Raw genomic sequence first — 25,369 nt, 5'->3', positions numbered from 1 at the left:
CGCGGCGCCGCGGGCTCGCGCCTCAGCGCACGCCCAGCACCGTGCCGATCTCGTCCAGGATCAGCGGGTCGTCGATGGTGGGCGGCACGGCCGGCTGCTCGCCATCGGCCAGCTTGCGCAGGGTGGCGCGCAGGATCTTGCCCGAGCGCGTCTTGGGCAGGCGCGGCACCACCCGCGCGGCCTTGAAGGCGGCGACGGGGCCGATGCGCTCCCGCACCAGCGCCACCAGCTCGGCCTCCAGCTCGGCCTCGTCGCGGTCGGCGCCGGATTTCAGCACCACGAGGCCGAGCGGCGCCTGGCCTTTCAGCGCGTCCCTCACGCCCACCACCGCGCATTCCGCCACATCCCGGTGGCTGGCGAGCACTTCCTCCATCTGGCCGGTGGACAGGCGGTGGCCGGCGACGTTGATGATGTCATCGGTGCGCGACATCACCCACACATAGCCATCCCCGTCGATGAGGCCGGCGTCGCCGGTGTTGTACCAGCCAGGAAAGGCGTCGAGATACGCTTCGCGGAAGCGCGCCTCGGCCCGGAACAGCGTCGGCGCGCAGCCCGGCGGCAGCGGCAGGCGGATCGCCAGCGTGCCGCTCCGCCCCGGCGCCACGGGACGCCCCGCCTCGTCCAGTGGACGCACGTCATAGCCAGGGGCCGGCTTGCCGCCCGAGCCGGGGCGGGGCGGGAACAGCCCGGCGCCGCGGAAATTGCCGGTGATGCACCAGCCGGTCTCGGTCTGCCACCAATGGTCGATCACCGGGCGATCCAGCAGGCGCTGCGCCCAGGTCACCGTGTCCGGGTCGCAGCGCTCGCCAGCCAGAAACAGCGCCTCCAGCTTCGACAAATCGTGCTGGCGGAGGTGGCGGCCCTCCGGATCCTCCTTCTTGATGGCGCGCAGCGCGGTGGGCGCGGTGAACAGCACCGTCACCCCGTGCTCGGCGCAGACGCGCCAGAAGGCGCCGGCATCCGGTGTGCCTACCGGCTTGCCCTCGTAGACGAGGCTGGTGCAGCCGGCGAGCAGCGGCCCGTAGACGATGTAGGAATGGCCCACTACCCAGCCGACATCGCTGGCCGTCCAGGACACGTCGCCGGGCTTCAGCCCGTAGAGCAGTTCCATGGAATGGTGCAGCGCCACGGCGTAGCCACCGGTGTCGCGCAGCACGCCCTTGGGCTTGCCGGTCGTGCCGCTGGTGTAGAGGATGTAGAGCGGATCGGTGGCGGCCACCTCGACGCAGGGGTGCGGGCCAGCGGATCGCATCGCCTCCAGCAGATCCTCGTCGCGGCCGGCCCGCAACTCGCACCGCCAGCTGTCGCGCTGCAGGATCAGGCAGGTGGCCGGCTTGTGCGGGGACAGGTCGAGCGCCGCGTCCAGCAGCGGCTTGTACTTCACCACCCGCCCCGGCTCGATGCCGCAAGAAGCGGCGATCACCGCCTTTGGTGCGGCATCGGCGATGCGTGCGGCCAGCTCCGCCGCCGCGAAGCCGCCGAACACCACGGAATGCACGGCGCCGAGCCGGGCGCAGGCCAGCATGGCCACCACCGCCTCCGGCACCATCGGCATGTAGATCACCACCCGGTCGCCCGCCGCCACGCCGCGGGCCGCCAGGGCACCGGCCAGCCGGGCGGTCATGTCCTGTAATTCGTCGTAGCGGATGAGGCGCTGGCTGCCCGTCACCGGGCTGTCCCAGATCAGCGCCGGCTGCGCGCCGCGGCCGGCGGCAACGTGACGATCCACCGCATTGTGGCAAAGGTTCAGCCGGGCATCCGGGAACCAGCGTCCATAGAGGTCCTGCGCCGCGTCGAAGATGCGCCGCGGCGGCACCGACCAGTCGATTCCCTGGGCGGCGCCGCGCCAGTAACCCTCGGGATCCTGGCGCCAGGACGCCGCCATGGCGTCATAGCCTTGCGGCATGCTGAACCCTCCCGCCGATGAACCGCATTGTTGGCCATTCCCGGGGAATGGCAGGGCCGGGGCTGGAACGCCTTTCCCGGCTGCCGCCGCCCGTCAGGGCGGCGGCGGGTCGGAGCGTCAGCTCCGCGCGCGCAGCGGGTTCGGCTTGCCTGAAGGCCGGTTCGCCATGTCCTCGGCGAAGATGTCGCGGTCCTTGGTTTCCGGCACGAAGAACAGGCCGATCACCACCGTCGCCAGGGCGATCACCACCGGATACCAGAGGCCGTAATACACGTCGCCGGTTTGCGCGATCATGGCGAAGGACGTCGCCGGCAACAGCCCGCCGAACCAGCCATTGCCGATGTGGTAGGGCAGCGACATGGAGGTGTAGCGGATGCGGGTGGGGAACAGCTCCACCAGCGCCGCGGCGATCGGGCCGTAGACCATGGTGACATAGATCACCAGGACCGCCAGGATCAGCACCAGCACGCCCGACTGCTCGCGGAAGATGTCGAAGGGGTGCGCCAGCTTCACCACGGTGGGATTGGACGCCGCCGGGTAGCCGGCGGCGGTGACGGCGGTGCCGAGCGCCTGGACGAAGTTCGCATCGGTGGTGGAAATGCTGGTGTTGCCGACCTGCACCACGGCGGCGCTGCCGGCCGGGGCATCCTCGACGCGGTAGTTCACCGACAGCCGCGCCAGCGCCGCCTTGGCGGTGTCGCAGGAATTGGTGAAGCGGGCGGTGCCGGTCGGGTTGAACTGGAAGGAGCAATTATCCGGGTCGGCCTGCACCACCACCGGGATGTTCTGGTGCGCCGCGTGCAGGGCGGGGTTGGCTTCCGCGCTCATCAGCTTGAACAGTGGGAAATAGGTGAGCGCCGCCAGCAGGCAGCCGCCCAGGATGATCGGCTTGCGACCGATCTTGTCCGACAGCCAGCCGAAGAACACGAAGCCGCCCGAGCCGAGCAGCAGGCCCCAGGCGATCAGGATGTTGGCGGTGTAGCTGTCCACCTTCAGCACCGAGCCCAGGAAGAACAGCGCGTAGAACTGACCGGTGTACCAGACCACGGCCTGGCCGGCGACGAGGCCGAACAGAGCCAGGATCGCCACCTTGGCGTTCTTCCACTGGCCGAAGGCCTCGGTCAGCGGCGCCTTGGAATGGGTGCCCTCCTCCTTCATCTTCTTGAAGGCGGGGCTTTCCTCCATCTGGGTGCGAATCCAGACCGAGATGGCGAGCAGGACGATCGACACCAGGAACGGCACGCGCCAGCCCCATTCACGGAAGCCTTCGGTGCCGGTGATCGCCTGGGTGCTCAGGATCACGATCAGCGACAGGAACAGCCCGCCCGTGGCGGTGATCTGAATAAAGGAGGTGTAGAAGCCGCGGCGGCCATGCGGCGCGTGCTCGGCCACGTAGGTCGCGGCGCCGCCATATTCGCCGCCCAGCGCCAGCCCCTGCAGGCAGCGCAGCACGATCAGGATCACGGGCGCGGCGATGCCGATCTGCTCGGCGGTGGGCAGGATGCCGACGATGAAGGTGGAGGCGCCCATGATCACGATGGTGATCAGGAAGGTGTATTTGCGTCCGACCAGGTCGCCCAAGCGGCCGAATACGAGGGCGCCGAAGGGGCGCACCAGGAAGCCGGCGGCGAAGGCCAGCAGCGCGAAGATGTTGCGCGTGGCCTCATCGAAGATCGGCTGGCCATCGGCGCCGAGCACGGTGAAGAACTTGGCGGCGATGAAGATCGCGAGCGAACCGTAGAGGTAGAAATCATACCACTCGAACACCGTGCCGAGCGAAGAGGCCAAGATGACCTTTCGTTCCTCGCGCGACATCGGGCGATTGTCCGAAGCGGCTCTGGGGTGCGTTGCGCCCATGGGTGAACTCTTCCTGCCCTCCGGGATGCGAGGATCGCAGCCCCGGTTGTTCTTGTTGCGCCGCCGCGTGTTGAGTCACGCGGCCAAGTTGGTGCTGCCGGCCGGCGGCGGAAAGCCGCCGGGCCGGCGTCGGATCGCCCGATCCGAGGCGTTGTGCGCCTGCGGAAGCCTCGCGGTATTGATCCGGTTTCACGCCAGAAGCGCAACAGATTTCAGGATCTTCCCAGGGGAGAGCCGGGGCCGCGGAGCGGTTCGCTGTAGCACCAACGGGTGCCGCGACACGGCGGCGCTCACGCCCGCGCCACGGTTGAAGAATGGTCGCCTGCAACGCTGCGGCGCCGCAGCCGTTCCCAGGACAGGGCCGGCCGGCACGCCGCCGGCAGCAAAAAATCAGGTCGGCGTCCTGCAGGTATGAAAAGCAACTGGCATCTTCGCGTCGCCGGCGTCAGCATAAGGGGTTGAAGGGGGCCTCATGGACACGCTCCGCGCTCTGGCTGACCATTCCATCCGCCGCGTTCTCGGCGCCATTGCCCTGGGGATCACCCTGGTGATGGCCGGGCTGGCCGCGCGACCGTTGCTGGCGCTCCAGAGCGGTGCGCTGATGACGGCTGCCCTGTGGCTGGGTCTGTGGGGTGCAGCGCTGCGCGCGCCCTACCAGGATCCACGCCGAAGCCTGGTGTGGCGGCGCCTGCAAGCCATGGCCGGGCAGGGTGCGCGCAAGCTCCGCAGCCTGGAAGGACGCCGGCAACTCGCCTCCATCCTGGCTGAGCGCCTGATGTGGCATGCCGACCGGACAGCCCTGGTGGCGGCCGGCCTCGGCCTCATCACCCTGGTGGGTTTCGCGCTGCAACTTCTCGCGGGGTAATATTGCGGCGCGGTAGGGATGGTTGACGGCCCGGTGTGCGAAGGGGAAGGTGCGTTGCCCGTCCACCATCGCAGCCCGGGGACCTCGCCATCATCGACCGTGACCTGACACTGCTCGCCGATGCCGTGCGGGATGAGGAGCCGCCTCTGTCCAAGCCGATCGGCTACAGCCTGGACGAATCGGTCGGACACCTGCTGCGCCGGGCGCACCAGCGCCACGCGGCGCTGTTCCAGGACCGGGGCGCCGTCGGCGGCCTAACCTCGACCCAATTCGCCACGCTGCTGAAATTATCCGAACTCGGGCAGGCCACGCAGAACGCCCTGGGTCGCGCCGTGGCCCTGGACCCCGCGACCACCCAGGGGGTGGTGGCGCGGCTGCGCGACCGCGGGCTGCTGCGGACCGCCCGTGACCCGCTGGATCGTCGCACCGTGGTGCTGTCGCTGGCGCCGGAAGGCGAGGCGATCCTCGCTGAGGCGGTGCAACAGGGCCGGCGGGCCAATGAGCAATTGCTGAAGCCGCTGACGGAGGCGCAGCGGACAACGCTCATCGCCCTGCTGCGCCGCCTTCTGGACTGAGGCGCCGGCTCAGCGCCGGCGGCGCAGCAGGCCCACCGCGGCCGCGATCAGGGGCGAGGTGGCGACGGTGCCGATCAGCGGCAGCAGGCTGAGACTGGAGCGAGCCTGGGCGAAGGCGGTGTCGCGCAGCACCCTGGCCTCCACCTCCTGCGGTCCGGGCGTGCTGCGCAGGGCCAGGGTGCCGAAGATCGCCGCCAGCAGCACATCAGCTCCCAGCAGCAGGGACACGCGCTGCAACGGCGTCCAGGTGCCGAGCCAGACCCAGACCAGAAGGTGCAGCATCGCCAGCGCGCAGCCGGCCATGATGGCGGCTACGACGCCGAACACGACGCGCCGCGCCGTGCGCTGCGCCTGCAGGGTCAGCAGGACGCGCTCCGCCTCCAGCGAGGCGGCCGTCAGGCGGAACGCACGCATCCGCGGCTCAGCGTCGCAGCAGCTTGGCGATCAGGAAGCCGACCCCCACCGCCACGGCGATGGTGACGACCGGGCGTTCCCGCACCAGGCCGAACACCTGTTCCGCCTCGCGCCGGGTCACATCGCTGGCCTGATGCGCCAGGTTCTGGGCACGACCGGATGCGCGCGACACGGCCGGGCTCACCTGCTCGCTCATCAGCGACTCCACCTTGCGGCGCAGTTCGGCGATGCGATCCTCGACCGAAGAAAGATCCATGGAGGAATAGCGGCTCATGCGATGGCTCCTAGTCTGGTGTGAACCGGTTCTGTCGGGCCGGGCGTCTTAGTCGAGGGCGCGGTCGATGCTGCGGCCGGCGCGCTCAACCGGGCCGCGCGGCGGATCAACGGTGTCGCGGATCGCGGCGCCGGCATTGTCGAGGCGCTTTCCGGTCCGCTCCGCAGGGCCTTCGCTGCACGCCACCAGCGGCACCGCCAGCAGCAGAATGGGAAGGGTGGCGGCAAAGAACTTGCGCATCAAGGCATCACTCCTGTTTCTCGGCCTTCCAACGCAAGGCCAAGCTGGGGGTTTCGCCCACGCTCAAGCTTCGGCCGGCACCAGCGCCGGATCGGCCTCGCGCCGGCGCAGGGGAAAGCGCACCACCATCTCCGTGCCGTTCTCGCGGTGGATCTCCATCTCGCCGCCTAGGTGCTGGGCGAAGCCGCGGATCAGGGTCAGGCCGATGCCCTGCCCGGCTTCCTCATCATCCAGCCGCAGCCCCAGCCCGTCATCCAGCACCCGCAGCGTCACCTCCTCACCTTCATCCTCGGCCGCCGGCGCCGCATGCACGGAAATGGTGACGGTGCCGCTGCGGGCATCCGGAAAGCCGTGCTTGATGGCGTTGGTGACGGTTTCGGTGATCAGCAGCGCCAGCGACACCGCCTGATCGGTGACGATCTCCAGCTCGTCGGCTTCCACCACCAGCCGGATGCGCTGGCCCGGACGCTCGCCCAGTGCGGCGAAAAGCTGCTGGCCCAGCTCCTCCAGGAAGGGGCGCAGCGCGATCACCTCGAAGGTCTGGTTGGTGTAGAGGTGGCGATGCAGCGTCGCCAGCGCCTGCACGCGATCCCGCGCCGTGGCGAACTCGGCCCGCGCCTTCGGATCGCGCAAACGCCCGGCCTGCAGGTTCAGCAGGGAGGCCACGATCTGCAGGTTGTTCTTCACCCGGTGGTGGATTTCGGCCATCAGCAGGTCGCGCTGGCGCAGGGTGGCGCGCAGCTCGGCCTCGCGCGCGCCGATGGCGCTCGCTGCCTCGGTCACCGCCTGCTCCAGGGCGCGCACCTCGTCGGGCTCGCCGCGCAGGGGCCGGGCGCCGAAGGGGGCGCCGGGCCGCCATTGCCGCACCCGCGCGGCCAGGATGCGCAGCGGTCGGGCGATGGCCAAGTCGGCACCAACCACGATCACGATCAGGCAGGCCAGCAGAAACACGGCCAGTTCCAGCGCGCGGCGCAGCAGCACGGTGTTGGCCGCGGCGCGGATCTCCCCGGTCGGCAGCCCGACCAGCAGGCGCAGGCCCGGTGCCAGCTCCGCATTGGCGTAGGCGTATTGCGCGCCGCTCTGGGCCCGGGTTTCCAGTGAGCGTGGGCTGCCCGGAGTGGCGATGTTCCGCAAAGTCTCGGCCGGCGGCAGTTCGATGGCACCGGCCGGGGTGAGGGGCAGAGCCACGGCCTCGCGGTCCAGCAGCCAAACCCGTTGCTGCCGCTGCGGCGAGGCAGCGCTTTCGCTGCGCACGAAGGCGTCGAGCAGCAGGCTGCCGGCCACCACGCCGGCCACCTGGCCATCCTGGAGGATGGGCACCGCGCCGATCAGCACGGGCGGCCTGTTGGCGTTGCGGCGAAACGGGGTGATGGTGAATTTCTGCTCCTGCTGCGCAACCTGGACGTAGCGCTCCTGCTCGAGCGATTCACCGCGGCTGTAGAGGGGGGGCAGGGTGTCTTCGCCCAGCGGGCCGGCCAGCTTGGCGCCACAGCGGACCCGGCCCTGGTCATCCAGCACCCAGAAGTCGCGGTAGCGCTGCGGGTAGAGCATGACCACGCCGCGCAACAGCGCTTCGCAGCGCGCGGGTACCCCTTCGAGCATTTGCCCGTTGCGCGCCAGCCCTTCCAAAGTCTGGCGCAGGGCCTCGATGGTGGCACCATGGCGGGCCGCCGCCACCTCGCTGAGGATGGCCGCTTCGCGTCGGCCCGCGGCCAGTTCGGCTTCGTAGCTCAGAACGGCATTGGCCCCGGCGATTCCCACCACCGGGACACTGGCCACCAGAAGGAGAAGCAGCATGCGGCCGCGGACGCCGCGAAGCATAGACCCCAGCGTCGGCCCTTCGGGCCGAGCCGGGGAGATCACTGCTTCGGGTCCTCGGTCCGCTTCTCAGCGATCAGCCGAAGCAATTCCTCGGGAATCGGCTCATTCGCGACGTCGTCATACATGGCGTGCAACCCGTGCTGCAGCCATTTCTCGAACGCCGCGTCGGGCACGCGCTTGCGCGACCGGCCCGACCTCGGACGGTTACCCTCCACGGCCGGGTCCGCCAACATGCGCTTATCCTCGTCTTCGTCCATCAGCTTCCCGGATGCATGGCCCGCATCTCGGCTGTGGTCCGACCCGCACGCTGGGCTTCGCTGCGGCGCGTGGCCTCGGCCGCCTTCGCCTTGCCAGCCCCGCGACGGGCGGTCGGTTGCTCACCCATCAGCCAGGCTTCGAGCTGCCGGCGGGCGCGGAACACGCGGCACTTGGCAGTACCCACGGCGCAATCCATCACCTCGGCCGCTTCCTCGTAGGACAAACCCTGCACGGTGACCAGCATCAGCGCGGTGCGGTGATCGGCCGGCAGATCAGCCAAGCGGCGGCGCAGCTCGCGCAGGGCCAAGCTGTCTTCCTGCGCTGCGGGACGGGCCAGCGCCTCGGCCGGGGCGTTGTCCATGTCGCAGGTGTCGCGGCGGCGGCGGATGTCGGACAGGAAGCGGTTGCGCAGGATGCGGAACATCCAGGCGCCGAAGTTCGTGCCCGGGGTGAAGCTGTGCTGGGCGGCGAGCGCGTTGCTCACGGCCGCCTGGACCAGGTCATCGGCATCCGCACGGTTGCGGGTCATGGACACGGCCTGCACCCGCAGGCGCGGCAGCAGGGCCACCAGCTGGTCGTGGAAGCTCGGGATAGTCGCGTCAGCAACGGCAGCGATCGGCTTGGTGGTCATGCTGTTCATGGTGCTGTGCTCGCTTTGCATGTTCGACCAATGCACAGGCCGGAAAACCAGTTGCAACGCGTTCATGTAACTGACGCATGGCAGGCATGCGATTTAAGCATGAAACGAGAGGGTCCCCCCGTTGTTGTGCCGGCCGGATCCATCCATGACATCTGTTCTGACTGGCCCAGTTCGCGCCGAAGCACTGCCGGTGCCGCACTCCGCACGCCTGCTGCCTCATGGCGCGTCCTCGGGCATCTGCCGGGCCAGCGCACCACGTGCCCGTGCCACCCGCGCCTTCATGGTGCCGACCGGCACATTGCACACCGCCGCGGCCTCCTCATGTGAGAGCCCATGAGCTCCCACCAGGATCAGTGCCTCGCGCTGCGCCAGCGGCAGCGTGTCCATGGCACGCGCGAGATCGGACACGGCGTGCCGGGCTTCCTGGGCTGCCGGCGCCGGGCGGTCCGGGTCGGGCAGATGCTCCAGTGCCCGGCGCTCAGTGCCGCGGCGGCGCATCTGTTCCAGAAAGACGTTTCGCAGAATACGGAACATCCAGGCCCGCAGGCTGGTTTCAGGGTCCCACTGGGATTCCGCGCGCAACGCGCGCAGAATGGCTTCCTGCACCAGGTCGTCGGCCAGGGCCGCGTCGCGCGCCAGGAAGCGGGCAAAGGCCCGCAGATCCGGCAGCAGCCCGGCCAGCCCGGCGCGGATCGGGTCTGTTTTACTTGTCATCACCATGCGATCGCGGTCTTGCTGACTAAAAGGACCGAAACGAGGGCCACGCTATGCACGCTACGAATGCTGTCACTCAGGCCGAATTGCTGCGCAGCCTGCCGCCCGCCCGTCGCTACGCTCGCGCCCTGACTGGCAGCCAGCAATCCGGCGATGCCCTGGTGGCCGACGCGTTGCGGGCCGGGCTGCCATCCCTTCCGCCACGCCTGGCGCTGTATGCCGGCGTGACCCGCCTGGCCCCGTTGCCCCCGGTTCCGCCGGCGGGCGCCGATCTTTCGCCGCGCCACCGCCAGTTGCTGCTGTTGACCGCGCTGGAGGAACTGAACCTCAACGATGCCGCGCAGGTGGTCGGGGTGCCGCCCGACGTGGCGGAAACCGAGCTGCATCAGGCGCGGGAGGCCCTGCGCAGCGCCACCGCAGCGGATATCCTGGTGATCGAGGATGAGCCGATCATCGCCATGGATGTGCGGCAGCTGGTGGAGGATTGCGGCCACCGGGTGGTGGGCGTCGCCGCCACCGAGACGCAGGCGGTGCGGCTGGCTCAGGACCGCAATCCCAGCTTGATCCTGGCCGACGTGAACCTCGGTGCCGGCGGTGACGGCATCACCGCGGTGAACCGCATCCAGGAGCGGCTGAAGGTTCCGGTGATCTTTGTCACCGCCTATCCGGAGCGGCTGCTGACGGCGGAGCAGGTGGAGCCGGCCTTTGTGATCTCGAAGCCCTTCGAGCCGCTGGCGCTCGCCATCGCCACCTATCAGGCCGTGTGCTCTACCGTACCCATCGGCTGACGCTGCAACCGGCGGCTCAAGCGCGACGTTGCTTGAGCACCGCCGGCACCAGAGTGTTCGGCCGGTCCCACGGAGGGAGGCCGTTCCTTGCCAGAACATCGGATCAGCGGCCCGCGGACCGGGCTGGCCTGCTCCGGCAGGGGCTCCATCTCTGCAGGGGCCGGCCGGGATTGCCGCCAATGAGGCCCGACGGCTTGTTCGCCGGCGCCAATCTGGCCCCGGCACCTTCTCCGACCGATCGCAAGGATGCGTCGCCATGCTCTACTGGACCCTGATCTTTCTTGTCGTCGCGCTGGTGGCCGGCGTGCTCGGCTTTTCCGGGGTTGCCTCCGCGGCCAGCGGCATTGCCAAGATCCTGTTTGTCATCTTCCTGGTGCTGTTCCTGATCTCGCTGGTGGCCGGGCGCGGCTGGGCCTGAACCCGCCGCCGGCACAAGCAAGGGGCGGGAGGTCCAGACCTCCCGCCCCTTTTTGCGTTCGGCGCCCGGTTGCCCGGGTGCCGGGGCCTCAGCGGACCGAGTTCTGCGGATAAGCGCCGGAGGTGTTGGAATCGGTGGCGCGGTCATAGGCGCGGGTGGCCGCGGTGCCGGGCGGGTTCGTACGGGTGCCATCGCTCTGCGACGGGTAAGCGCCGGAGGTGTTGGTGCCTGCCGCGCGGTCCAATGCCCGCGTCCCCTCGGTGCCGGCGGGATTGGCGCGGGTGCCATCGCTCTGCGCCGGATAGGCGCCGGAGGTGTTGACGCCGGTAGCCCGGTCATAGGCACGGGTCGGCGCGGTGTTGGAGTCCACCGAACGGGCCTGGTCGCATGCCGCCAGCCCCAGCAGGGCGGCCGAAACGGTGATGGCCGACAGGATCTTGCGGTGATGCATGGCGGGAAAGCTCCTCTTGTTGACGCGTGAAGCCGCCTGACATGACGGTCTGGCGGTCCAACGCGAACTTCACCAACAAGTTGCTTCGCTTCCGCTTCAGCTGCGCGCCGCGCGACGGGTGCGCCACAGGTGCCACAGGTAGGCGCCGACCACCGCGGCCACCACCACATAGCTGATTGGCTCGATGAAGGCTTCCACCTTGCGGTACTGGTCGCGCAGCAGGTAGCCGGCGCCCGTCAGCAGCGTGACCCACAACAGGCTGCCCAGCACGGTCCACAGGTAGAACACCCGCCGACCGATATGGGCGAGGCCCGCCGGGATGGAGATCAGGGTGCGGATCGCCGGCAGCATGCGGCCGAAGAACAGCGCCACCGGGCCGTGCCGCCGCAGCGTCGCCTCCGCCTTGTCCATCTCCTCGGCCGAGGTACCGAACCAGCGGCCGTAGCGCGCCACCAGCGGCCGGATGCGATGGCTGCCGATGGCGCGGGCCACCTCGTACCAGACGCCATTGCCGACCAGCGATCCGGCCGTGCCGCACAGCACGGCCGTGACGACGCCCATGTGGCCCTCGGCGGCGGCGAAGCCGGCCAGCGGCATGATCAGCTCGGACGGGATGGGGGGGAAAAGGTTCTCCAGGAACATCAGGAAGAACACTCCGGCCGGCCCGGCCTCCCCCACCATTCGCGTGATCCACTCGATCATCCAGCGGTTCCCTGAAACAGATGCAGCTTCAATCGCCGGCCGCGCGTGTAGTTGTAGCCCTCCACCACGGGAAGTTCGCGCAAGGTCAGGCCGCGCTGCCCGGCGGCGGCGCGGAATGCCGCCACGTCGCGGTCGCCCACCGCCACCGTGCGGCCCGGCGCCCCGGCCAGGAAGCCGGCCGCCGCCCCGCCATCCCGCAGCAGGGCAGTGGCCGTGCCGGTGGCGAACACCATGGACGGCTCGTGATAGCCAACGATGCCGAAGGCGCCCTGCACCTCGCCCGACGGCGCGCTGAGCGCCAGGGCGGCGGCGAGGCGCGGCCCGATCCAGGGTGCCTCCAGCCGCGGCAGCGTGCCGCCCAGAATGGCGGCGTAGAGCGGCACCGCCAGGATCGCAGCGGCCAGCGCCGCCTGCGCCGGTCCCCAGCGCAGCGCCCGCCACACCCCCCACAGCAGCAGCAGCGCCGCCGGCAGCGCCAGCACCGCCAGCGGATCGATGCGGCGGTCGGCGATCCAGGGCAGAACCGGGGCCGTCAGGCCGAGCGCCAGCACTGCCAGGGCGAACAGCCCAAAGCCCAGCCCGGCCAGCCAGCGTGGCGCCGGGCGGCGCAGCGGGTCCATCGCCCAGCCGGCGGTCAGCAGCAGCAGGGCCGGAAACATCGGCAGGGTGTAGTGCGGCAGCTTGGTCGCCACCGCCTCGAACATCAGCCAGGACGGCGCGATCCAGGCCAGCAGAAAGCGGGTCGCCGGGTTCATCCGGTCACGCCAGGCGGCGGGCAGGGCCCGCAGCACCAGAAAAGCGGCGGGAAAGGCGGTCAGCAGAAAGGTTAGCAGGTAGTAGCCGGGAGGGCCGCCATGCGCTTCTTCGCCGGAGGACACCTTGCCCAGCATGTCGCCGCCCACCGCCTCGGCGAAGAAGCGGCCCTCGGTGGCAAGGCCGATGGCGATCAGCCAGGGTGCCGTCATGGCCAGCATCAGCGGCACCCCCCAGCCGGCCCGCAGCACCCGCAGCCAGGCGCCGCCGCGCTCCGATTTCCAGTCGGCTACCACCAGCGTCACCCCCGCCAGCAGCGCCACCAGCGGCCCGATCGGCCCCTTCAGCAGGATCGAGACGCCGAGGATGGCCCACAGCGCCGCCGCCTGCCGCGCCGTGAAGGCACCGGGTGCCAGATAGGCCCGCCCCAGCAGCCCCATCGCCGCCGTCACCGTGGCGAGCAGCGCGGCATCGGTCTTGGCGATGTGGGTTTCCACCACCAGCACCAGGGAGGAGGCCAGCATCGCGGCGGCCAGAAAGGCGGCGCGCCGCCCCACCAGGGCGCGGCCCCAATGGAAGGTGGCCATCACGGCGAGCCAGGCGCCGATCAGCGAGGGCAGCCGATAAGGCCAGATCTGCCCGCGATGCCCGAGGCCGAGCCCTTCCGCCGCCTTCACCGAGGCCACCTGTGCCCAGTGGATGCCCACCGGCTTCTTGTTGCGCTCCTCCTCGCCGAAGCGGATGCGGACGTAGTCGCCGCTGTTCACCATCTGCCGGCTGGCCTGGGCGAAGCGGCTCTCGTCGCGGTCGCCGGGCGGCAGGGTGAAGAAGCCCGGCAGCCACAGCAGCAGGCAGAGCAGGGTCAGGCCGGAACGCGGCCACCGCATCTCCGGCAGCCGGTCGAGGAAGTCGCGCGGGGAAAACGCCATGATGCCCGGGCTGTAGAGCCTTTCGCGGCGCGGTGTATAGCAACAAACCGCGGCAGGCAGCGGGAGCGCAGGATGACAACGGAACGGGCGGACGCACCACCTCCTGGCCTGATGCAGATCTTTCTGGCCTTCAGCAAGGTCGGGCTGACCAGCTTCGGCGGCGGATTGTCCGGCTGGATGATGCGGGAATTCGTCGGCAACCGCCGCTGGCTGACCGAAGGGGAGTTCCTGGACGGGCTGTCGCTCTGCCAGGCGCTGCCGGGGGTGAACGTGGTGAACCTGTCGATCTGGATCGGCTATCGGCTGCGCGGCGGCCGCGGCGCCCTGGCCGGCGCGTTGGGCATGGTGGTGCCGGCACTGATCCTGGCGCTCGGCGTCGTCGCCCTGGCGGGGGAGGCGGTGCGCGGCCCGGCGGCGCACTGGATGCTGGCCGGGGTGGCGGCGGCGGCGCTGGGCCTGTCGATCCAGATGGGGCTGCGCGCCGCCTGGCGCGCCGCCCGGCGCGGCGTGGCGCCCGCCGCGATCGTCGCCGCCACCTTTGTCGCCCTGTTCGCCCTGCGGCTGCCGCTGATCTGGGTGGTGCTGGTGATGGCCCCGCTCGGCATCGCACAGGCGGCCTGGGCGATGTCGCGCAGGGGTGGCGGCTGATGGAGCATCCGTTCTGGCGCATCCTGCTGGTGTTCCTGCCGCTGTCCTTCCTGACGGTGGGCGGCGGGCAGAGCATCGTGTCCGACGTGCACCGCCAGGCGGTGGAGGTGCAAGGCTGGATGAGCGATGCCCGCTTCCTGGAATTGTTTGCCCTTTCGCGGCTCACCCCGGGGCCCGGGGCGCTGCTGTCGCCCATGGTGGCGTTCGAGGCCATGGGCCCGTGGGGCGCGCTGCTCGCGGCTCTCGCCATCTTCACCCCGTCCTCCTTCCTGGTCTGGGGCCTGGCCGGGCTGTGGCGGCGAACCCACGGCGCCGCCTGGCAGAAGGCGGTGGAGCGCGGCCTGGCGCCGGTGGCGGCCGGCATGATCCTGGCCGCCGGCGCCACCCTGCTGCGCGTCGCCGAGGGTGGCTGGCTGGCCTGGGCGGTGGCCGCCGCCTCCACCGTGCTGCTGATGACCACCCGCGCCAGCCCCTTCCTGCTGCTGCCGGCGGGCGCCCTGATCTTTTGGGTGGCCCTGGCCTGACATCGCGCCTTCGGCCGGGCATCGCGCCATGCGCCCCGCACAGCCCGCCCCGCATGCGGAACGGCTCGACAGGACGGGCCCTTCCGGCCCATAGCCCCTGGCAATGAGCTCGTCCCGTTCCCGCCCCTCCGGCCCTCGCTCCGCGCGCCCCGCATCGGGCGGCCGCCCGCGCAACCCGACCCGCAGCGCCGCCCTGGCCCTGGTGACCGCGGTGTTGGAGCGCCACCGCGCACTGGAAGAGGCGCTGGACGCTCTGCCGGCCGCCGAGGCGAGGGACCGTGCCGCCGCCCACCGCATCGCCGCCGCCGTGCTGCGCCGCCTCGGCAGCCTCGATGCCGTGCTGGAGCCGCTGCTGCGCCGCGAGCCGCCGCCGGAGGTGCGCAACGCCCTGCGCATCGGTGCCGCCGAGCTGCTGCTGCTGGACACCCCGCCCCACGCGGCGGTGGCGAGCTGCGTCGACCTGGTGCCGCGCCCCTTTGCCGGCTTGGTGAACGCCGTGCTGCGCCGCGTCGCCGCCGAGGGCGCCGCCACGCTGGAGGAGCTGGATGGCGAGCGCCTCGATACTCCCGGCTGGCTGTGGAGCGCGTGGCACACCGCCTATGGCCCGGCGGTGCGGGCGATCGCCCGCGCGCACCGGCTGCCGGCGCCGCTCGACCTGTCGCTGCGGCCCGGCACCGCGCCGCCCGAGGGGGCGCTGATGCTGCCCACCGGCACGGCACGCTATCCCGCCGGCACCCGCATCGCCGAGATCGCCGCCTTCGCCGCCGGCGATGCCTGGGCGCAGGACGTCGCCGCCGCGCTGCCGGCCCGGCTGCTGGGCGCCGTGGCCGGCCAGCGCGTGGCCGACCTGTGCGCGGCGCCCGGCGGCAAGACGGCGCAGCTGGCCGCCGCCGGGGCGGAGGTCGTGGCGGTGGAGCGCGACGCGCACCGGATCGGCCGGCTGCGCGAGAACCTGACGCGGCTGCGGCTCGCCGCCGAGGTGGTGCAGGCCGATGCCGCCGCCTGGAACCCGGGCGCGCAGTTCGATGCCGTGCTGCTGGACGCGCCCTGCTCGGCCACCGGCACCATCCGCCGGCACCCGGACGTGCCGCATCTGAAGCGTCCGGGTGATGTTCCCACCCTGGCCGGACTGCAGGCCACGCTGATCCAGGCGGCGGCGAAGCTGCTGCGGCCGGGCGGCCGGCTGGTGTTCGCCACCTGCTCGCTGCAGCCGGAGGAAGGCGAGGCGCAGGCCCGCGCCGCCTTCGCCAGCGGCCTCGCGCCCGAGCCGGTGCGGCCGGACGAGCTGCCTGGCCTGGATTCGGCGCTGACCCCGGAAGGCTGGGTGCGCACCCGCCCGGACCTTTGGCCGGAGCAGGGCGGACTGGACGGCTTCTTCGTGGCCCGGTTCCGCAAGCCGGGTTGAACAGCTTCCGGTTGAACGCCAACGAGGCGCTTCCCCCTCGTGGCGCCTTGTCCATACCGGGAGGCGCGGGCATAACTTGCCGCGTGTCACGCCCCGTCAAAATCGCCCCGTCCCTGCTGGCCGCTGATTTCGCGCGTCTCGGGGAGGAAATCGCCGCCATCGAGGCCGCCGGTGCCGACTGGCTGCACCTCGACATCATGGATGGGCATTTCGTGCCCAACATCTCCTACGGCCCGGCCGTGGTGAAGGCGTTGCGCCCGCACACGCGCCTGCCGTTCGATGTGCACCTGATGATCTCGCCCGCCGATCCCCTGCTGCCGGCCTTCGCCGAGGCGGGCGCCGAGCGGATCAGCCTGCATCCGGAAGCCGGGCCGCACCTGCACCGCTCGCTGCAGACCATCCGCGCGCTGGGCTGCTCGCCCGGCGTGGTGCTGAACCCGGCCACGCCGGCTGCCCTGGTGGAGCCGGTGCTGGACCTGGTGGACCTGATCCTGGTGATGACGGTGAACCCGGGCTTTGGCGGCCAGAAATTCATTCCCAGCCAATTGCCCAAGATGCGGGAACTGCGCCGCATGATCGACGCGTCCGGACGGCAGATCGCCTTGCAGGTGGATGGCGGGGTCACCGCCGAAACGGCACCGCTCTGCCTGGAAGCCGGGGCCGACGTGCTGGTGGCCGGCACCGCCGTGTTCGGCGCGCCGGACTACGCCGCGGCGATCGCGACGCTGCGCGCGGGCCGCGCCTGATGGCCGAATGGCTGCGCGGCGCCCGCCGCATGGTGGCGGGGCTGAAGCCGGTGAAGGTGCCCGAGGCGCCGAGCCGGGCTTTCCGCGACCTGTGGCCCGGCGATGCGGCGCGCGGCCACCGCCTGTTGCGGGGCGAATGCGAGGTGGCCGGCACGGTGCGCCCGCTGACGATCGCCGCCGAGGGCGGGCAGGGCTGGGCCGCACAGGACGGCTCGGTGCTCTGGCGCGCCGCGGTGCACGGCTTCGCCTGGCTGCGCGACCTGCGCGCGCTGGGCACCGATGGCGCCCGGCTGCGCGCCCGCGACCTCGCAGCGGACTGGCTGGCGCATGGCGGGGGCGAGGGCATCGCCGCCGTGCCGGACGTGGTCGGGGCGCGCCTGTCGGCCTGGCTGGGCCATTGGGACTTCCTGGCCGCCACCGCCGAGGACGGCTTTCGCCGCGCCCTGATGGTGCGGCTGGCGCAGGATGCGCGCGGGCTGGTGGTGGCGCTTCCGGCCGAGGGTCGGCACCGTGGCGCGCTGGTGGCGCTGAAGGGCGGCCTCGCCGCCTCGGTGGCCTTGAGCGAGGAAGCTTGGGTCGCCCGCTGCCTGCGCGTGTTGCCACAGGAGATCGAGCGGCAGATCCTGCCCGACGGCGCCCATGTGGAACGCTCGCCGGCGCAATTGCTGCTGGCGGTGCAGGACCTGATCGAGATCCGCAACCTGCTGCACGGCGCCGGACTGGAAGCGCCGCCGCATCTGGGGCTGGCGCTGGACCGCGCCGCGCCGGCGCTGCGGCTGTTCCGCCACGGCGATGGTGGCCTGGCGCTGTTCAACGGCACGCGCGACTACGGCGCTTCCCTGGTGGATCTGGTGTTGACCCAGGGGCAGGCGCGCGGCCGTGCGCCGCTGATCCTGGCGGAGGCCGGGTTCCAGCGCCTGCAGGCCGGGCGCACCCTGGTGATCGCCGATTGCGGCCCGCCGCCCTCCGGCCGTGCCGCCACGGGCCCCGCCGGGCTGCCGCGTGGCGCCGACCGGTTCCACCACGCCGGGACCCTGTCCTTCGAGATGTCGGTGGGGCGCGACCGGTTGATCACCAATTGCGGCGCCGCCACCGCCGATCCCGGTCCCTGGCGGGACGCGCTGCGCGCCACCGCCGCGCATTCCACCCTGGTGCTGTCCGACACCAACAGCAGCGAACTGCGCGAGGACGGCCTCGGCCGCCGCCCTGAATCGGTGGAGGCCGAGCGCCAGGAAGCCAATGGCGCGCAATGGCTGGATGCCAGCCATGACGGCTATCGCCGCGGCTTCGGCGCCGTTCATCGCCGCCGCCTCTACCTGTCGGAATCCGGCGACGACCTGCGCGGCGAGGACGCGGTGGAAGGCGAGAACCTGCCGGGCTTCACCGTGCGCTTCCACCTGCATCCTGGCGTGGTGGCCAGCCGGCAGGAGGCTGAGAACACCGTGCTGCTCCGCCTGCCATCCGGCGCGTCCTGGCGGTTCCGCGCCAAGGAAGCGATTCTGGCGGTGGAAGACAGCGTGTTCATGGCCGGCGAGCCGCGCCGGTCCTCGCAGATCGTGCTGAGCGCCGAGGCCGGCACCGCCTCGGTGCAATGGGCGCTGAGCCGCGTCAGCGTGCCGCAGCCCGCCGCCTCCGGCGCCAAGGGGCCGGCGGCCGCGCCATCCGACGGCCCGGCGGAATAGGCCGGCTCCCGCCGTCTTGAAGGTCGTCCCGCCTTGAAGATCGCCGAAGTCTGCAACGTCGATTTCTCCCTGCGGCACTTCGTGCTGCCGGTGATGCGCGGCGCCCGCGCCCGCGGGCACGAGGTGGTCGGCATCTGCGCCGAAGGCAGGCTGCTGGAGGTGCCGCGCCGGGAAGGCTTCCGCATCGTGCCGGTGCCGATGGCGCGGTCGCTGAACCCGCTGGCGCAATGGCGCGCCTATCGCGCGCTGCTGGAGCTGTTTCGCGAGGAGCGCTTCGACCTGGTGCACGCGCACATGCCGATTTCCGGCCTGCTGGCGCGGCTGGCGGCGCGGCGCGCCGGGGTGGGGCGCGTCGCCTATACCGGGCACGGCTTCCTGTTCAACCAGCCCGGGCCGTGGTGGCGGCGCACCCTGTCCTTGTGGCTGGAGCGACTCGGCGGCCGCCTGACCGACGTGTTCATGACCGTGTCCGAGGAGGAAGCGGCGGATGCCCGGCGCCTCGGCATCGCGCCGCGCGCGGTGGGCATCCGCAACGGTCGCGATCCGCTGCGCTTCCGTCCCGATGCCGGGGTGCGGGCCGCGTTGCGGGCCGAGCTGGGCGCCGCGGATAACGATTGCGTCGTGGTCATCGTGTCCCGCCTGGTGCGGCACAAGGGCCATGTGGAATTGCTGCGCGCCATGGAAGCCGTGCCTGGCGCCGTGCTCTGGGTGGTGGGGGAGCGCCTGCCCACCGACCATGGCCCCGACATGGCGGCGGAATTCGCCCGGGCCGAGGCGGTGCTGGGACCGCGCCTGAGGCGCCTTGGCTATCGCGAGGATGTGGGCCGGGTGTTGGCGGCGGCAGACGTGTTCTGTTTGCCGAGCCATTTCGAGGGCCTGCCCATGTCGGTGATCGAGGCGATGATGACCGGCCTGCCGGTGGTCGCCACCGGCATCCGCGGCCCGCGCGAGCAGGTGCGCGACGGCGAGACCGGCCTGCTGGTGCCGCCCGCGGCAGTGCCGCCCCTGGCGGAGGCGCTGTCCCGCCTCGCTGCCGATCCGGCGCTGCGCCGCCGCATGGGCGCCGCCGGCCGCGCCCTGGCGCTGGAGCGGTTCGACGAAGCCAAGGTGGTGGGCCGCACCCTGGACCTGATGGGGCTGTAGGCGGCGCATGGCCGCCGCGCGGCCGCCCGAACGGCGGCGGCATTGGCCCACCCCGGCTTTGCGTCTATAGGAGCGCCCCATGGACGCCCATGTCACCCCGCCCGGCACGCCGGTTTCCGTGCGCTTCAACGCCGCCGATCCTCAGCGTCTGAGCCGCGCCCTACGCGACCTGCGTCAGGGCTTCGCCCAGCGCCGGCTGGCCGGGGCGCTGGCATGGCTCGACCTGCGCAACCGTTACCGCGGCTCGGTGCTGGGGCCGTTCTGGCTGACCCTGTCCACCGCGGTGATGCTGGCCAGCCTGGGCCTGCTGTATTCCACGCTGTTCCAGATGTCGCTGGCCGAATACCTGCCCTGGCTGGCGGTCAGCCTGATCCTCTGGAACATGCTGGCGCAGATGGTGACCGAGGCCTGCACCAGCCTGACCAGCGCCGAGAGCATCGTGCGGCAGATGCCGCTGCCCTTCACCGTGCACGCGCTGCGCTGCGTCACGCGCAATGCGCTGGTGGCGGCGCACAACCTGCCGCTGGTGGTGATCGTGCTGCTGATCTTCGGCGTGCTGCCGGGCTGGTCGGGCCTGCTGGCGCTGCCAGGGCTGCTGCTGCTGGCGGTGAACGCGCTGAGCGCCTCGCTGCTGCTGGGCATGGTGTGCGCCCGGTTCCGCGACATCGCGCCGATCGTCGGCAGCGTGATGCAGATCGCCTTCTTCATGACGCCGGTGATCTGGAAGCCGCAGCTGCTCAGCCCGGAATACCATTGGCTGCTGCTGCTGAACCCCTTCTACACGCTGCTGGAACTGGTGCGCGGGCCGCTGATCGAGGGCGGTGGCAATCTGGCCGTGTGGCTGACGGCGATCGGCTACACGGTGGTCCACTGCGCCGTCGGCTTCGCCTTCTTTGTGCGCTTCCGCGGCCGCGTCGCGTTCTGGGTGTAACGGCATGGCCCACATCATCGCCCGCGGCGTCTCGATCGAGTTCCCGCTCTACCACATGGGCGCCCGCTCGCTGAAGAAGCGGCTGCTGGCCTCCTCGCCGCTGCGGATGCGCTCGGACGACGCCAACCGCGTCGTGGTGTCCGCCCTGCGCGACCTCAACTTCTCCATCACCCGCGGCGAGCGGGTGGCGCTGATCGGCCACAACGGCGCCGGCAAGACCACCCTGCTGCGGACGCTCGCCGGCATCTACGAGCCGGTGGCGGGTGAGCTGGAGGTGGCGGGCATCATCGGCCAGATGATCGACCCGGGTGCCGGCCTCGACATGGACGCCACCGGACGCGAGAACATCGTGCTGCGCGGCTTGTACCGCGGCATGGGTGAGCGGGAGGCCCAGCTCCTGGCGGAGGAGGTGGCCGAGTTTTCCGGCCTCGGCGAGTTCCTCGATGTGCCGGTGCGCAATTATTCATCGGGCATGACGGTGCGGCTGTCTTTCGCCATGGCCACGGCGATCAAGCCGCAGGTGCTGCTGATGGATGAGTGGTTCCTGGCCGGCGATGCCGATTTCATGGCCAAGGCGGAGCAGCGCCTCGGCCGGCTGGTGGAAGGCGCCGACGTGCTGGTGCTGGCGACGCACGAGATGGGCATCGTCCGCCGCTGGTGCACCCGGGCGATGCGCCTGGATGCCGGGCGCGTGGTGGCCGACGGGCCGGTGGAGCAGATCCTGGGGCCCGAGCCGGTGGCGGGCTGACCGGCAGAACCCGCACGATGCGCCTGATGCTCTGGTACTGGGGCCGCCGCGGTGGCGGCGCGCAATTCGCGTTGGAACTGGCGCGCGCCCTGGCGCGGCAGCGGGAGGTAGAGCTCTCGCTCTCGCTCTCGGCGCAGAACGAGCTGCTGCCGGCGTTTCGTGCGCTCGGCGTGGGCTGCCAGGCCGTGGAAACCTACCGGGACCGGCGCGGCTTCGCATTGTCGCTGCCGCGGATCCCGGCGCGGGGGCGCACCCTGGCGGCGGCGGCACGGGGCCAGGACGCGGTGATTTCCGCCATGACCCATCTCTGGACGCCGTTGCTGGCCCCTGGCCTGCGGCGCACCGGCGCCCGCTTCGTGCCGGTGGTGCATGATGCGGCGCCGCACCCGGGCGATCCCGCCCTGCTGTGGGATTGGCGCCTTCGGCGCGAGATGCAGGCGGCGGCGGCGGCCGTTGCCTTGTCGGACCACGTCTCGGCGGCGCTGCGCGCCCGCTTCCCGGCCCTGCCGCAGATCCGCATGCCCATGCCTGCCCTGCTGGGCGCCGCCGAGCCGCCGCCGCTGCGCATGGGGGAGGGGCCGCTGCGCCTGCTCTTCTTCGGCCGCATGCGCGCCTATAAGGGGCTCGACCTCCTGCGGGACAGCATCCGCCACCTGCACGCCGCCTATCCCTCCCTGTCGGTGCAGCTGCGCGTGGTGGGGGAGGGCAGCGCCGAGAGCTGCGCCCCGGGTTTGTCGGCCCTGCCCGGCGTTCGCGTCGAGTCGCGCTGGGTGGCCGAGCCGGAGATCCTGACCCTGCTGCGGGATACCGACGTGGTGGTGCTGCCGTATCGCGAGGCGAGCCAGTCGGGCCTGGTATCCCAGGCACAGGCGATGGGCTTGCCGGTGGTGGCGACGCCCGTCGGCGGCTTGGTGGAACAGGTGCGGCCGGAGAGCGGCGGCGTGGTGGCCGGTGCCGTGACGCCGGAAGCCTTCGCCATGGCCCTGGCCAGCCTCGCCGATCCCGCCCGGCGCGCCGCGCTGCGCCGGGCCGCGCTGGAACATGGCGGCGGCGCCGATTGGGATGGCGCCGCCGCCGCCCTGATCGACGGATTGCGGCGGAAAGGCGTGGCATGAGTCTGGTGCACCGGATCTGGCAGACCTTGCCGCGCGGCCTGCGCCGCGGCCTATTGTTCGGCGGCATGGCGGCCCTGGCGCCGCGTCCATCCCGACACCCTGACCGCGATGGGCCGGTCACGGTGGCGGGCTTTCTGTCCACCTCCACCGGCCTCGGCATCGGTGCGCAGCGCATGCTGGCCGCGATGCGTGACCAGGGCCTCGACCCGCACGCCACCGACCTGACATCGGCGTTGCGCCAGGGTGGGCAGGCCGTACCGATGGTGCCGCCCGCGCCCGGCCCCGGCACGCTGATCCTGCACGTGAACGGGCCGATGCTGCCCTGGGCGATGCGGGCGCTGGGACGCCGCGCCGTGGCCGGCAAGCGGATCATCGCCGTCTGGGCGTGGGAGTTGCCGCGGCTGCCGGCGGATTGGAGCCACGGCTTCCGCTTCGCGCATGAGATCTGGGTGGGCAGCCGCTTCGTGGCCGAGGCTGTCGAGGCGGCGGTGCCACTGCCGGTGCGGGTGGTGCCTTATCCCGTGCCGGCGCCGGACCCTTCGCCACGGGGCCGGGCGGATTTCGGCCTGCCGGAGGACGCCTTCGTCAGCCTGGTGATGTTTGACGCCAGCTCCTCCATCGCGCGCAAGAACCCGATGGCGGCGATCCGCGCCCATCGCGCCGCCTTTGGCGACCGTCCCGACCGCCTGCTGGTGCTGAAGACGCACAGCACCGCGCAGGCCGGCGCCGCCTGGGCCGAGATCGCCGCCATCGCCGCCGCCACGCCCAACATCCGCGTGGTGGATGCGACCCTGCCGGAGCCGGATCGCTGGGCGCTGATGCGCGCGGTGGACGCCGTGCTGTCGCTGCATCGCGCTGAGGGTTACGGCCTCGCCATCGCCGAGGCGATGCGGCTCGGCCGCGCCGTGATCGCCACCGAATGGTCGGGCAACACGGATTTCATGCACGGGCCGGGCTGCTTCGGCGTGCCGGCGCGGCTGGTGCCGGCGGAGGATCCGCAGGCGACCTACCACCATCCGGAGATGTGCTGGGCCGAGCCGGACGAGGCCGCCGCTGCGGCTGCCCTGCGGCGGCTGGCCGATTTGGGGCCCCGGAGCTTTCCGCCGGTGCCATTCCCGGTTCCCGATTACGCAGCCTTGATCGGCGGAAGCGCGACCTAGGCTGCAACGAAGCGGTGGCTGCGGCGTGGAGAGCTTTGCCACGCGTCTGTCACATGGTCCTGCGACGATGCTGACCAGTCTTGCAGGGCCGCAAAGGAGAACAGGGTTTGGCTGGCAAGATCTGGGTGGATGTCGAGGACCTGTTCGAATACGCGCGCTTCAACCCGCGCCCGAGCGGCATCCAGCGTGTCGAATACGAGCTGTGCCGTGCCCTGGCGGAAAACGATCCCGATGGCGGCAGCATCGGGTTCCTGCGTCATGTTCCATCCAAGGGCACGTTCCGCTGCGTCGGCTGGGCAGAGGTGTCGAGCCTGTTTGCCGGGCTGACCGACCCTGGTGTCCGGCCGGCGGCGCGGCGGGCGGCGGTGCAGCGCGGGATAGTCGCCTCCCAGGAAGGCTCCCGCGGGCCGCTGAAGAAGCTGGCTTACCGGCTTCCGCCCGATTTCCGCTTTCCCTTGTCCCAGGCGGTGCGGCACCAGGTGGATGCCCTGCGCGCCGCCGCGGCCGCTGGCAGGGCGGCCCTGCAGGGCGTGCGGCGGCGCGCGGCCGCGGCGCGACCGGATCCGGCCGCCGGCAGGGATCCCGGCCAGGGCACGCCGCAGGCCGCGGAGCGGATGGATTTCGAGGCGCAAGTGCAGCCGGGCGACGTGCTGGCGGTGCTGGGATCGCCCTGGTTTCACCCGGAATATGGCCGCATCATCAGCAGGCTGAAGCGCGACAAGGGTGTCGGCTTTGCCCTCCTCATCTACGACATCATTCCGTTGCGGCGTCCTGAATGGTGCGATGCCGGGCTGGTCCGCATCTTTTCTGAATGGCTGGGCGCGGTGCTGCCGCTGGCGGACGACGTTCTGACCATCTCGCATGCCAGCGCCGCGGATGTGGAGCGCTTCGCCGCGCAGCGCGGCCAGACGCTGCGGCGCCTGCCCGTCGTGGTGCCGATGGGGACCGGTTTCTCCTCGGAAGCTTCCGCCGTTCTGGACGACGCGGAAGCGTCGCGCCTGCCGCCGGCCGGAAGCTATGCGCTGATCGTGTCGACCATCGAGGCGCGCAAGAACCACCTTCTGTTGTTCCGGGTCTGGCGGCGACTGCTGGACGAGATGCCGCCGGAGGCGGTGCCGACGCTGGTGTTCGCCGGACGGATCGGCTGGCTGGTGGACGACCTGATGCAGCAGCTGCGCAATGCCGGCTTCCTTGAGGGCAAGATCGTGGTGATCGAGAACCCCTCCGATGGTGAATTGGGCCAGCTCTACCGCGGCTGCCTGTTCACCGTGTTTCCCTCCTTCTACGAGGGCTGGGGGCTGCCGGTGACGGAGAGCCTGTCCTTCGGCAAGCCCTGCATCGTGTCCAACAGCACCTCCCTTCCCGAGGCCGGAGGGACGCTGGCGCGTTACTTCGATCCAGAGAATTCCACGGAAGCCTACCAAGTCATCCGCGACGTGATCGAACATCCCGCCCAGTTGGAGGCCTGGGAAGCGCAGGTGGTGCGGGAGTTCCGCCGCGTGGAATGGACCGAAGCCGCCCAGGTGGTCCGGCAAGCGCTGCTGCCGCCCCCTGGCGCGCCGGAGGCCGCGGCGGACCCGGAGAAACCGGTGCGGGCGCCGGTGCACCACCACCGCTTGGGCTCCTTCTGAGGGCTGGCCGGTCAATTGGGGCCGGTCCGCC

Annotated in this window: 27 protein-coding genes; 15 read left to right on the top strand and 12 right to left on the bottom strand. The window is 71.2% G+C overall.

Going from position 1 to position 25,369, the window contains the following annotated elements; genetic code table 11:
* Positions 1-22: 22 nt before the first annotated feature.
* Positions 23-1,906, bottom strand: a complete 1,884-nt coding sequence (locus tag D2K64_RS04370) for an AMP-binding protein (protein ID WP_120007001.1) — start codon at positions 1,904-1,906, stop codon at positions 23-25.
* 117 nt (positions 1,907-2,023) lie between these two features.
* Entirely contained in the window at positions 2,024-3,694 is a 1,671-nt protein-coding gene (locus D2K64_RS04365; RefSeq protein WP_306418934.1) for an MFS transporter, read from the bottom strand.
* A 541-nt stretch (positions 3,695-4,235) separates the two neighbouring features.
* Between D2K64_RS04365 and D2K64_RS04360 the strand changes: the two genes are divergently transcribed.
* Together D2K64_RS04360 and D2K64_RS04355 are read left to right on the top strand one after the other, a co-directional pair.
* On the top strand, positions 4,236-4,628 hold the full coding sequence (locus tag D2K64_RS04360; protein WP_120006999.1) for a hypothetical protein: 393 nt from the start codon (positions 4,236-4,238) through the stop codon (positions 4,626-4,628).
* 35 nt (positions 4,629-4,663) lie between these two features.
* Complete coding sequence (locus D2K64_RS04355) at positions 4,664-5,203, top strand: MarR family winged helix-turn-helix transcriptional regulator (RefSeq protein ID WP_202910474.1); 540 nt, start codon at positions 4,664-4,666, stop codon at positions 5,201-5,203.
* 9 nt (positions 5,204-5,212) lie between these two features.
* Here the strand turns inward: D2K64_RS04355 and D2K64_RS04350 are convergent, their stop codons facing one another.
* From D2K64_RS04350 to D2K64_RS04320, 7 genes are all read right to left on the bottom strand, one after another.
* Positions 5,213-5,617, bottom strand: coding sequence for a hypothetical protein (locus tag D2K64_RS04350; RefSeq protein ID WP_120006998.1), 405 nt, complete (start codon positions 5,615-5,617; stop codon positions 5,213-5,215).
* Between the two features lie 7 nt (positions 5,618-5,624).
* The gene (locus D2K64_RS04345) at positions 5,625-5,891 is read right to left on the bottom strand and encodes a hypothetical protein (RefSeq protein ID WP_120006997.1); all 267 of its coding nucleotides are present in this window, start codon (positions 5,889-5,891) and stop codon (positions 5,625-5,627) included.
* 48 nt (positions 5,892-5,939) lie between these two features.
* Entirely contained in the window at positions 5,940-6,131 is a 192-nt protein-coding gene (locus D2K64_RS04340) for a hypothetical protein (RefSeq protein ID WP_120006996.1), read from the bottom strand.
* Positions 6,132-6,194: 63 nt separating this feature from the next.
* Positions 6,195-7,928: a histidine kinase dimerization/phosphoacceptor domain -containing protein gene (locus tag D2K64_RS04335; protein WP_162306149.1), complete on the bottom strand. Its 1,734-nt coding sequence runs from the start codon at positions 7,926-7,928 to the stop codon at positions 6,195-6,197.
* Positions 7,929-7,990: 62 nt separating this feature from the next.
* Positions 7,991-8,209, bottom strand: coding sequence for a NepR family anti-sigma factor (locus D2K64_RS04330; RefSeq protein ID WP_120006994.1), 219 nt, complete (start codon positions 8,207-8,209; stop codon positions 7,991-7,993).
* Entirely contained in the window at positions 8,209-8,850 is a 642-nt protein-coding gene (locus D2K64_RS04325; RefSeq protein WP_370764438.1) for a sigma-70 family RNA polymerase sigma factor, read from the bottom strand. Before D2K64_RS04325 ends, D2K64_RS04330 begins: the two co-directional genes overlap by 1 nt.
* 216 nt (positions 8,851-9,066) lie before the next feature.
* The gene (locus tag D2K64_RS04320; protein WP_202910472.1) at positions 9,067-9,564 is read right to left on the bottom strand and encodes a sigma-70 family RNA polymerase sigma factor; all 498 of its coding nucleotides are present in this window, start codon (positions 9,562-9,564) and stop codon (positions 9,067-9,069) included.
* 53 nt (positions 9,565-9,617) lie between these two features.
* Between D2K64_RS04320 and D2K64_RS04315 the strand changes: the two genes are divergently transcribed.
* Together D2K64_RS04315 and D2K64_RS04310 are read left to right on the top strand one after the other, a co-directional pair.
* Positions 9,618-10,352, top strand: coding sequence for a response regulator (locus tag D2K64_RS04315; protein WP_120006993.1), 735 nt, complete (start codon positions 9,618-9,620; stop codon positions 10,350-10,352).
* Positions 10,353-10,608: 256 nt separating this feature from the next.
* A complete protein-coding gene (locus D2K64_RS04310) occupies positions 10,609-10,770 on the top strand; it encodes a DUF1328 domain-containing protein (protein WP_007006484.1) in 162 nt (53 codons plus the stop codon).
* A gap of 88 nt (positions 10,771-10,858) precedes the next feature.
* Here D2K64_RS04310 and D2K64_RS04305 read toward each other — a convergent pair whose 3' ends face one another.
* The 3 genes from D2K64_RS04305 to D2K64_RS04295 all read right to left on the bottom strand — a co-directional run bounded on the left by D2K64_RS04305 (position 10,859) and on the right by D2K64_RS04295 (position 13,605).
* A complete protein-coding gene (locus D2K64_RS04305; protein ID WP_120006992.1) occupies positions 10,859-11,221 on the bottom strand; it encodes a hypothetical protein in 363 nt (120 codons plus the stop codon).
* Positions 11,222-11,317: 96 nt separating this feature from the next.
* Positions 11,318-11,923 (bottom strand): DedA family protein, encoded by a 606-nt coding sequence (locus D2K64_RS04300; protein WP_120006991.1) that lies wholly within the window; start codon positions 11,921-11,923, stop codon positions 11,318-11,320.
* Positions 11,920-13,605 (bottom strand): ArnT family glycosyltransferase, encoded by a 1,686-nt coding sequence (locus D2K64_RS04295; protein ID WP_120006990.1) that lies wholly within the window; start codon positions 13,603-13,605, stop codon positions 11,920-11,922. The genes D2K64_RS04300 and D2K64_RS04295 overlap by 4 nt, the downstream gene beginning before the upstream one ends.
* A gap of 72 nt (positions 13,606-13,677) precedes the next feature.
* Between D2K64_RS04295 and D2K64_RS04290 the strand changes: the two genes are divergently transcribed.
* From D2K64_RS04290 to D2K64_RS04240, 11 genes are all read left to right on the top strand, one after another.
* On the top strand, positions 13,678-14,253 hold the full coding sequence (locus D2K64_RS04290; protein WP_120006989.1) for a chromate transporter: 576 nt from the start codon (positions 13,678-13,680) through the stop codon (positions 14,251-14,253).
* Positions 14,253-14,777, top strand: coding sequence for a chromate transporter (locus D2K64_RS04285; RefSeq protein WP_120006988.1), 525 nt, complete (start codon positions 14,253-14,255; stop codon positions 14,775-14,777). The genes D2K64_RS04290 and D2K64_RS04285 overlap by 1 nt, the downstream gene beginning before the upstream one ends.
* Positions 14,778-14,880: 103 nt before the next feature.
* On the top strand, positions 14,881-16,182 hold the full coding sequence (locus D2K64_RS04280) for an RsmB/NOP family class I SAM-dependent RNA methyltransferase (RefSeq protein WP_120006987.1): 1,302 nt from the start codon (positions 14,881-14,883) through the stop codon (positions 16,180-16,182).
* Positions 16,183-16,265: 83 nt separating this feature from the next.
* Positions 16,266-16,928 carry a ribulose-phosphate 3-epimerase gene (gene rpe, locus D2K64_RS04275; RefSeq protein ID WP_120006986.1) on the top strand — a complete coding sequence of 221 codons (663 nt, stop codon included), beginning with the start codon at positions 16,266-16,268 and terminating at the stop codon, positions 16,926-16,928.
* Positions 16,928-18,610, top strand: coding sequence for a heparinase II/III family protein (locus D2K64_RS04270; protein ID WP_202910470.1), 1,683 nt, complete (start codon positions 16,928-16,930; stop codon positions 18,608-18,610). Before rpe ends, D2K64_RS04270 begins: the two co-directional genes overlap by 1 nt.
* A 33-nt stretch (positions 18,611-18,643) precedes the next feature.
* Entirely contained in the window at positions 18,644-19,753 is a 1,110-nt protein-coding gene (locus D2K64_RS04265) for a glycosyltransferase family 4 protein (RefSeq protein ID WP_120006985.1), read from the top strand.
* A gap of 79 nt (positions 19,754-19,832) precedes the next feature.
* Positions 19,833-20,684: an ABC transporter permease gene (locus D2K64_RS04260; RefSeq protein WP_120006984.1), complete on the top strand. Its 852-nt coding sequence runs from the start codon at positions 19,833-19,835 to the stop codon at positions 20,682-20,684.
* Positions 20,685-20,688: 4 nt separating this feature from the next.
* Positions 20,689-21,432, top strand: a complete 744-nt coding sequence (locus D2K64_RS04255; protein ID WP_120006983.1) for an ABC transporter ATP-binding protein — start codon at positions 20,689-20,691, stop codon at positions 21,430-21,432.
* Between the two features lie 17 nt (positions 21,433-21,449).
* Positions 21,450-22,547 carry a glycosyltransferase family 4 protein gene (locus D2K64_RS04250; protein ID WP_120006982.1) on the top strand — a complete coding sequence of 366 codons (1,098 nt, stop codon included), beginning with the start codon at positions 21,450-21,452 and terminating at the stop codon, positions 22,545-22,547.
* Positions 22,544-23,707, top strand: coding sequence for a glycosyltransferase (locus D2K64_RS04245; protein WP_120006981.1), 1,164 nt, complete (start codon positions 22,544-22,546; stop codon positions 23,705-23,707). The genes D2K64_RS04250 and D2K64_RS04245 overlap by 4 nt, the downstream gene beginning before the upstream one ends.
* Before the next feature lie 107 nt (positions 23,708-23,814).
* Entirely contained in the window at positions 23,815-25,338 is a 1,524-nt protein-coding gene (locus D2K64_RS04240; protein ID WP_120006980.1) for a glycosyltransferase family 4 protein, read from the top strand.
* Positions 25,339-25,369: the final 31 nt, after the last annotated feature.

Source organism: Teichococcus vastitatis, assembly GCF_003604215.1.
In the GTDB taxonomy this organism is placed as follows: domain Bacteria; phylum Pseudomonadota; class Alphaproteobacteria; order Acetobacterales; family Acetobacteraceae; genus Pseudoroseomonas; species Pseudoroseomonas vastitatis.
Note: the sequence above shows the minus strand (reverse complement) of the source record. Positions and strands in the feature narration are given on the sequence as shown.

Bases quoted from the DNA above. Each gene is read 5' to 3' on its own strand.
- D2K64_RS04370 (WP_120007001.1), bottom strand. From the start codon at position 1,906: ATGCCGCAAGGCTATGACGCCATGGCGGCGTCCTGGCGCCAGGATCCC.
- D2K64_RS04360 (WP_120006999.1), top strand. From the start codon at position 4,236: ATGGACACGCTCCGCGCTCTGGCTGACCATTCCATCCGCCGCGTTCTC.
- D2K64_RS04350 (WP_120006998.1), bottom strand. From the start codon at position 5,617: ATGCGTGCGTTCCGCCTGACGGCCGCCTCGCTGGAGGCGGAGCGCGTC.
- D2K64_RS04345 (WP_120006997.1), bottom strand. From the start codon at position 5,891: ATGAGCCGCTATTCCTCCATGGATCTTTCTTCGGTCGAGGATCGCATC.
- D2K64_RS04340 (WP_120006996.1), bottom strand. From the start codon at position 6,131: ATGCGCAAGTTCTTTGCCGCCACCCTTCCCATTCTGCTGCTGGCGGTG.
- D2K64_RS04335 (WP_162306149.1), bottom strand. From the start codon at position 7,928: ATGCTGCTTCTCCTTCTGGTGGCCAGTGTCCCGGTGGTGGGAATCGCC.
- D2K64_RS04330 (WP_120006994.1), bottom strand. From the start codon at position 8,209: ATGGACGAAGACGAGGATAAGCGCATGTTGGCGGACCCGGCCGTGGAG.
- D2K64_RS04325 (WP_370764438.1), bottom strand. From the start codon at position 8,850: ATGAACAGCATGACCACCAAGCCGATCGCTGCCGTTGCTGACGCGACT.
- D2K64_RS04320 (WP_202910472.1), bottom strand. From the start codon at position 9,564: ATGACAAGTAAAACAGACCCGATCCGCGCCGGGCTGGCCGGGCTGCTG.
- D2K64_RS04315 (WP_120006993.1), top strand. From the start codon at position 9,618: ATGCACGCTACGAATGCTGTCACTCAGGCCGAATTGCTGCGCAGCCTG.
- D2K64_RS04310 (WP_007006484.1), top strand. From the start codon at position 10,609: ATGCTCTACTGGACCCTGATCTTTCTTGTCGTCGCGCTGGTGGCCGGC.
- D2K64_RS04305 (WP_120006992.1), bottom strand. From the start codon at position 11,221: ATGCATCACCGCAAGATCCTGTCGGCCATCACCGTTTCGGCCGCCCTG.
- D2K64_RS04300 (WP_120006991.1), bottom strand. From the start codon at position 11,923: ATGATCGAGTGGATCACGCGAATGGTGGGGGAGGCCGGGCCGGCCGGA.
- D2K64_RS04295 (WP_120006990.1), bottom strand. From the start codon at position 13,605: ATGGCGTTTTCCCCGCGCGACTTCCTCGACCGGCTGCCGGAGATGCGG.
- D2K64_RS04290 (WP_120006989.1), top strand. From the start codon at position 13,678: ATGACAACGGAACGGGCGGACGCACCACCTCCTGGCCTGATGCAGATC.
- D2K64_RS04285 (WP_120006988.1), top strand. From the start codon at position 14,253: ATGGAGCATCCGTTCTGGCGCATCCTGCTGGTGTTCCTGCCGCTGTCC.
- D2K64_RS04280 (WP_120006987.1), top strand. From the start codon at position 14,881: ATGAGCTCGTCCCGTTCCCGCCCCTCCGGCCCTCGCTCCGCGCGCCCC.
- D2K64_RS04270 (WP_202910470.1), top strand. From the start codon at position 16,928: ATGGCCGAATGGCTGCGCGGCGCCCGCCGCATGGTGGCGGGGCTGAAG.
- D2K64_RS04260 (WP_120006984.1), top strand. From the start codon at position 19,833: ATGGACGCCCATGTCACCCCGCCCGGCACGCCGGTTTCCGTGCGCTTC.
- D2K64_RS04255 (WP_120006983.1), top strand. From the start codon at position 20,689: ATGGCCCACATCATCGCCCGCGGCGTCTCGATCGAGTTCCCGCTCTAC.
- D2K64_RS04250 (WP_120006982.1), top strand. From the start codon at position 21,450: ATGCGCCTGATGCTCTGGTACTGGGGCCGCCGCGGTGGCGGCGCGCAA.
- D2K64_RS04245 (WP_120006981.1), top strand. From the start codon at position 22,544: ATGAGTCTGGTGCACCGGATCTGGCAGACCTTGCCGCGCGGCCTGCGC.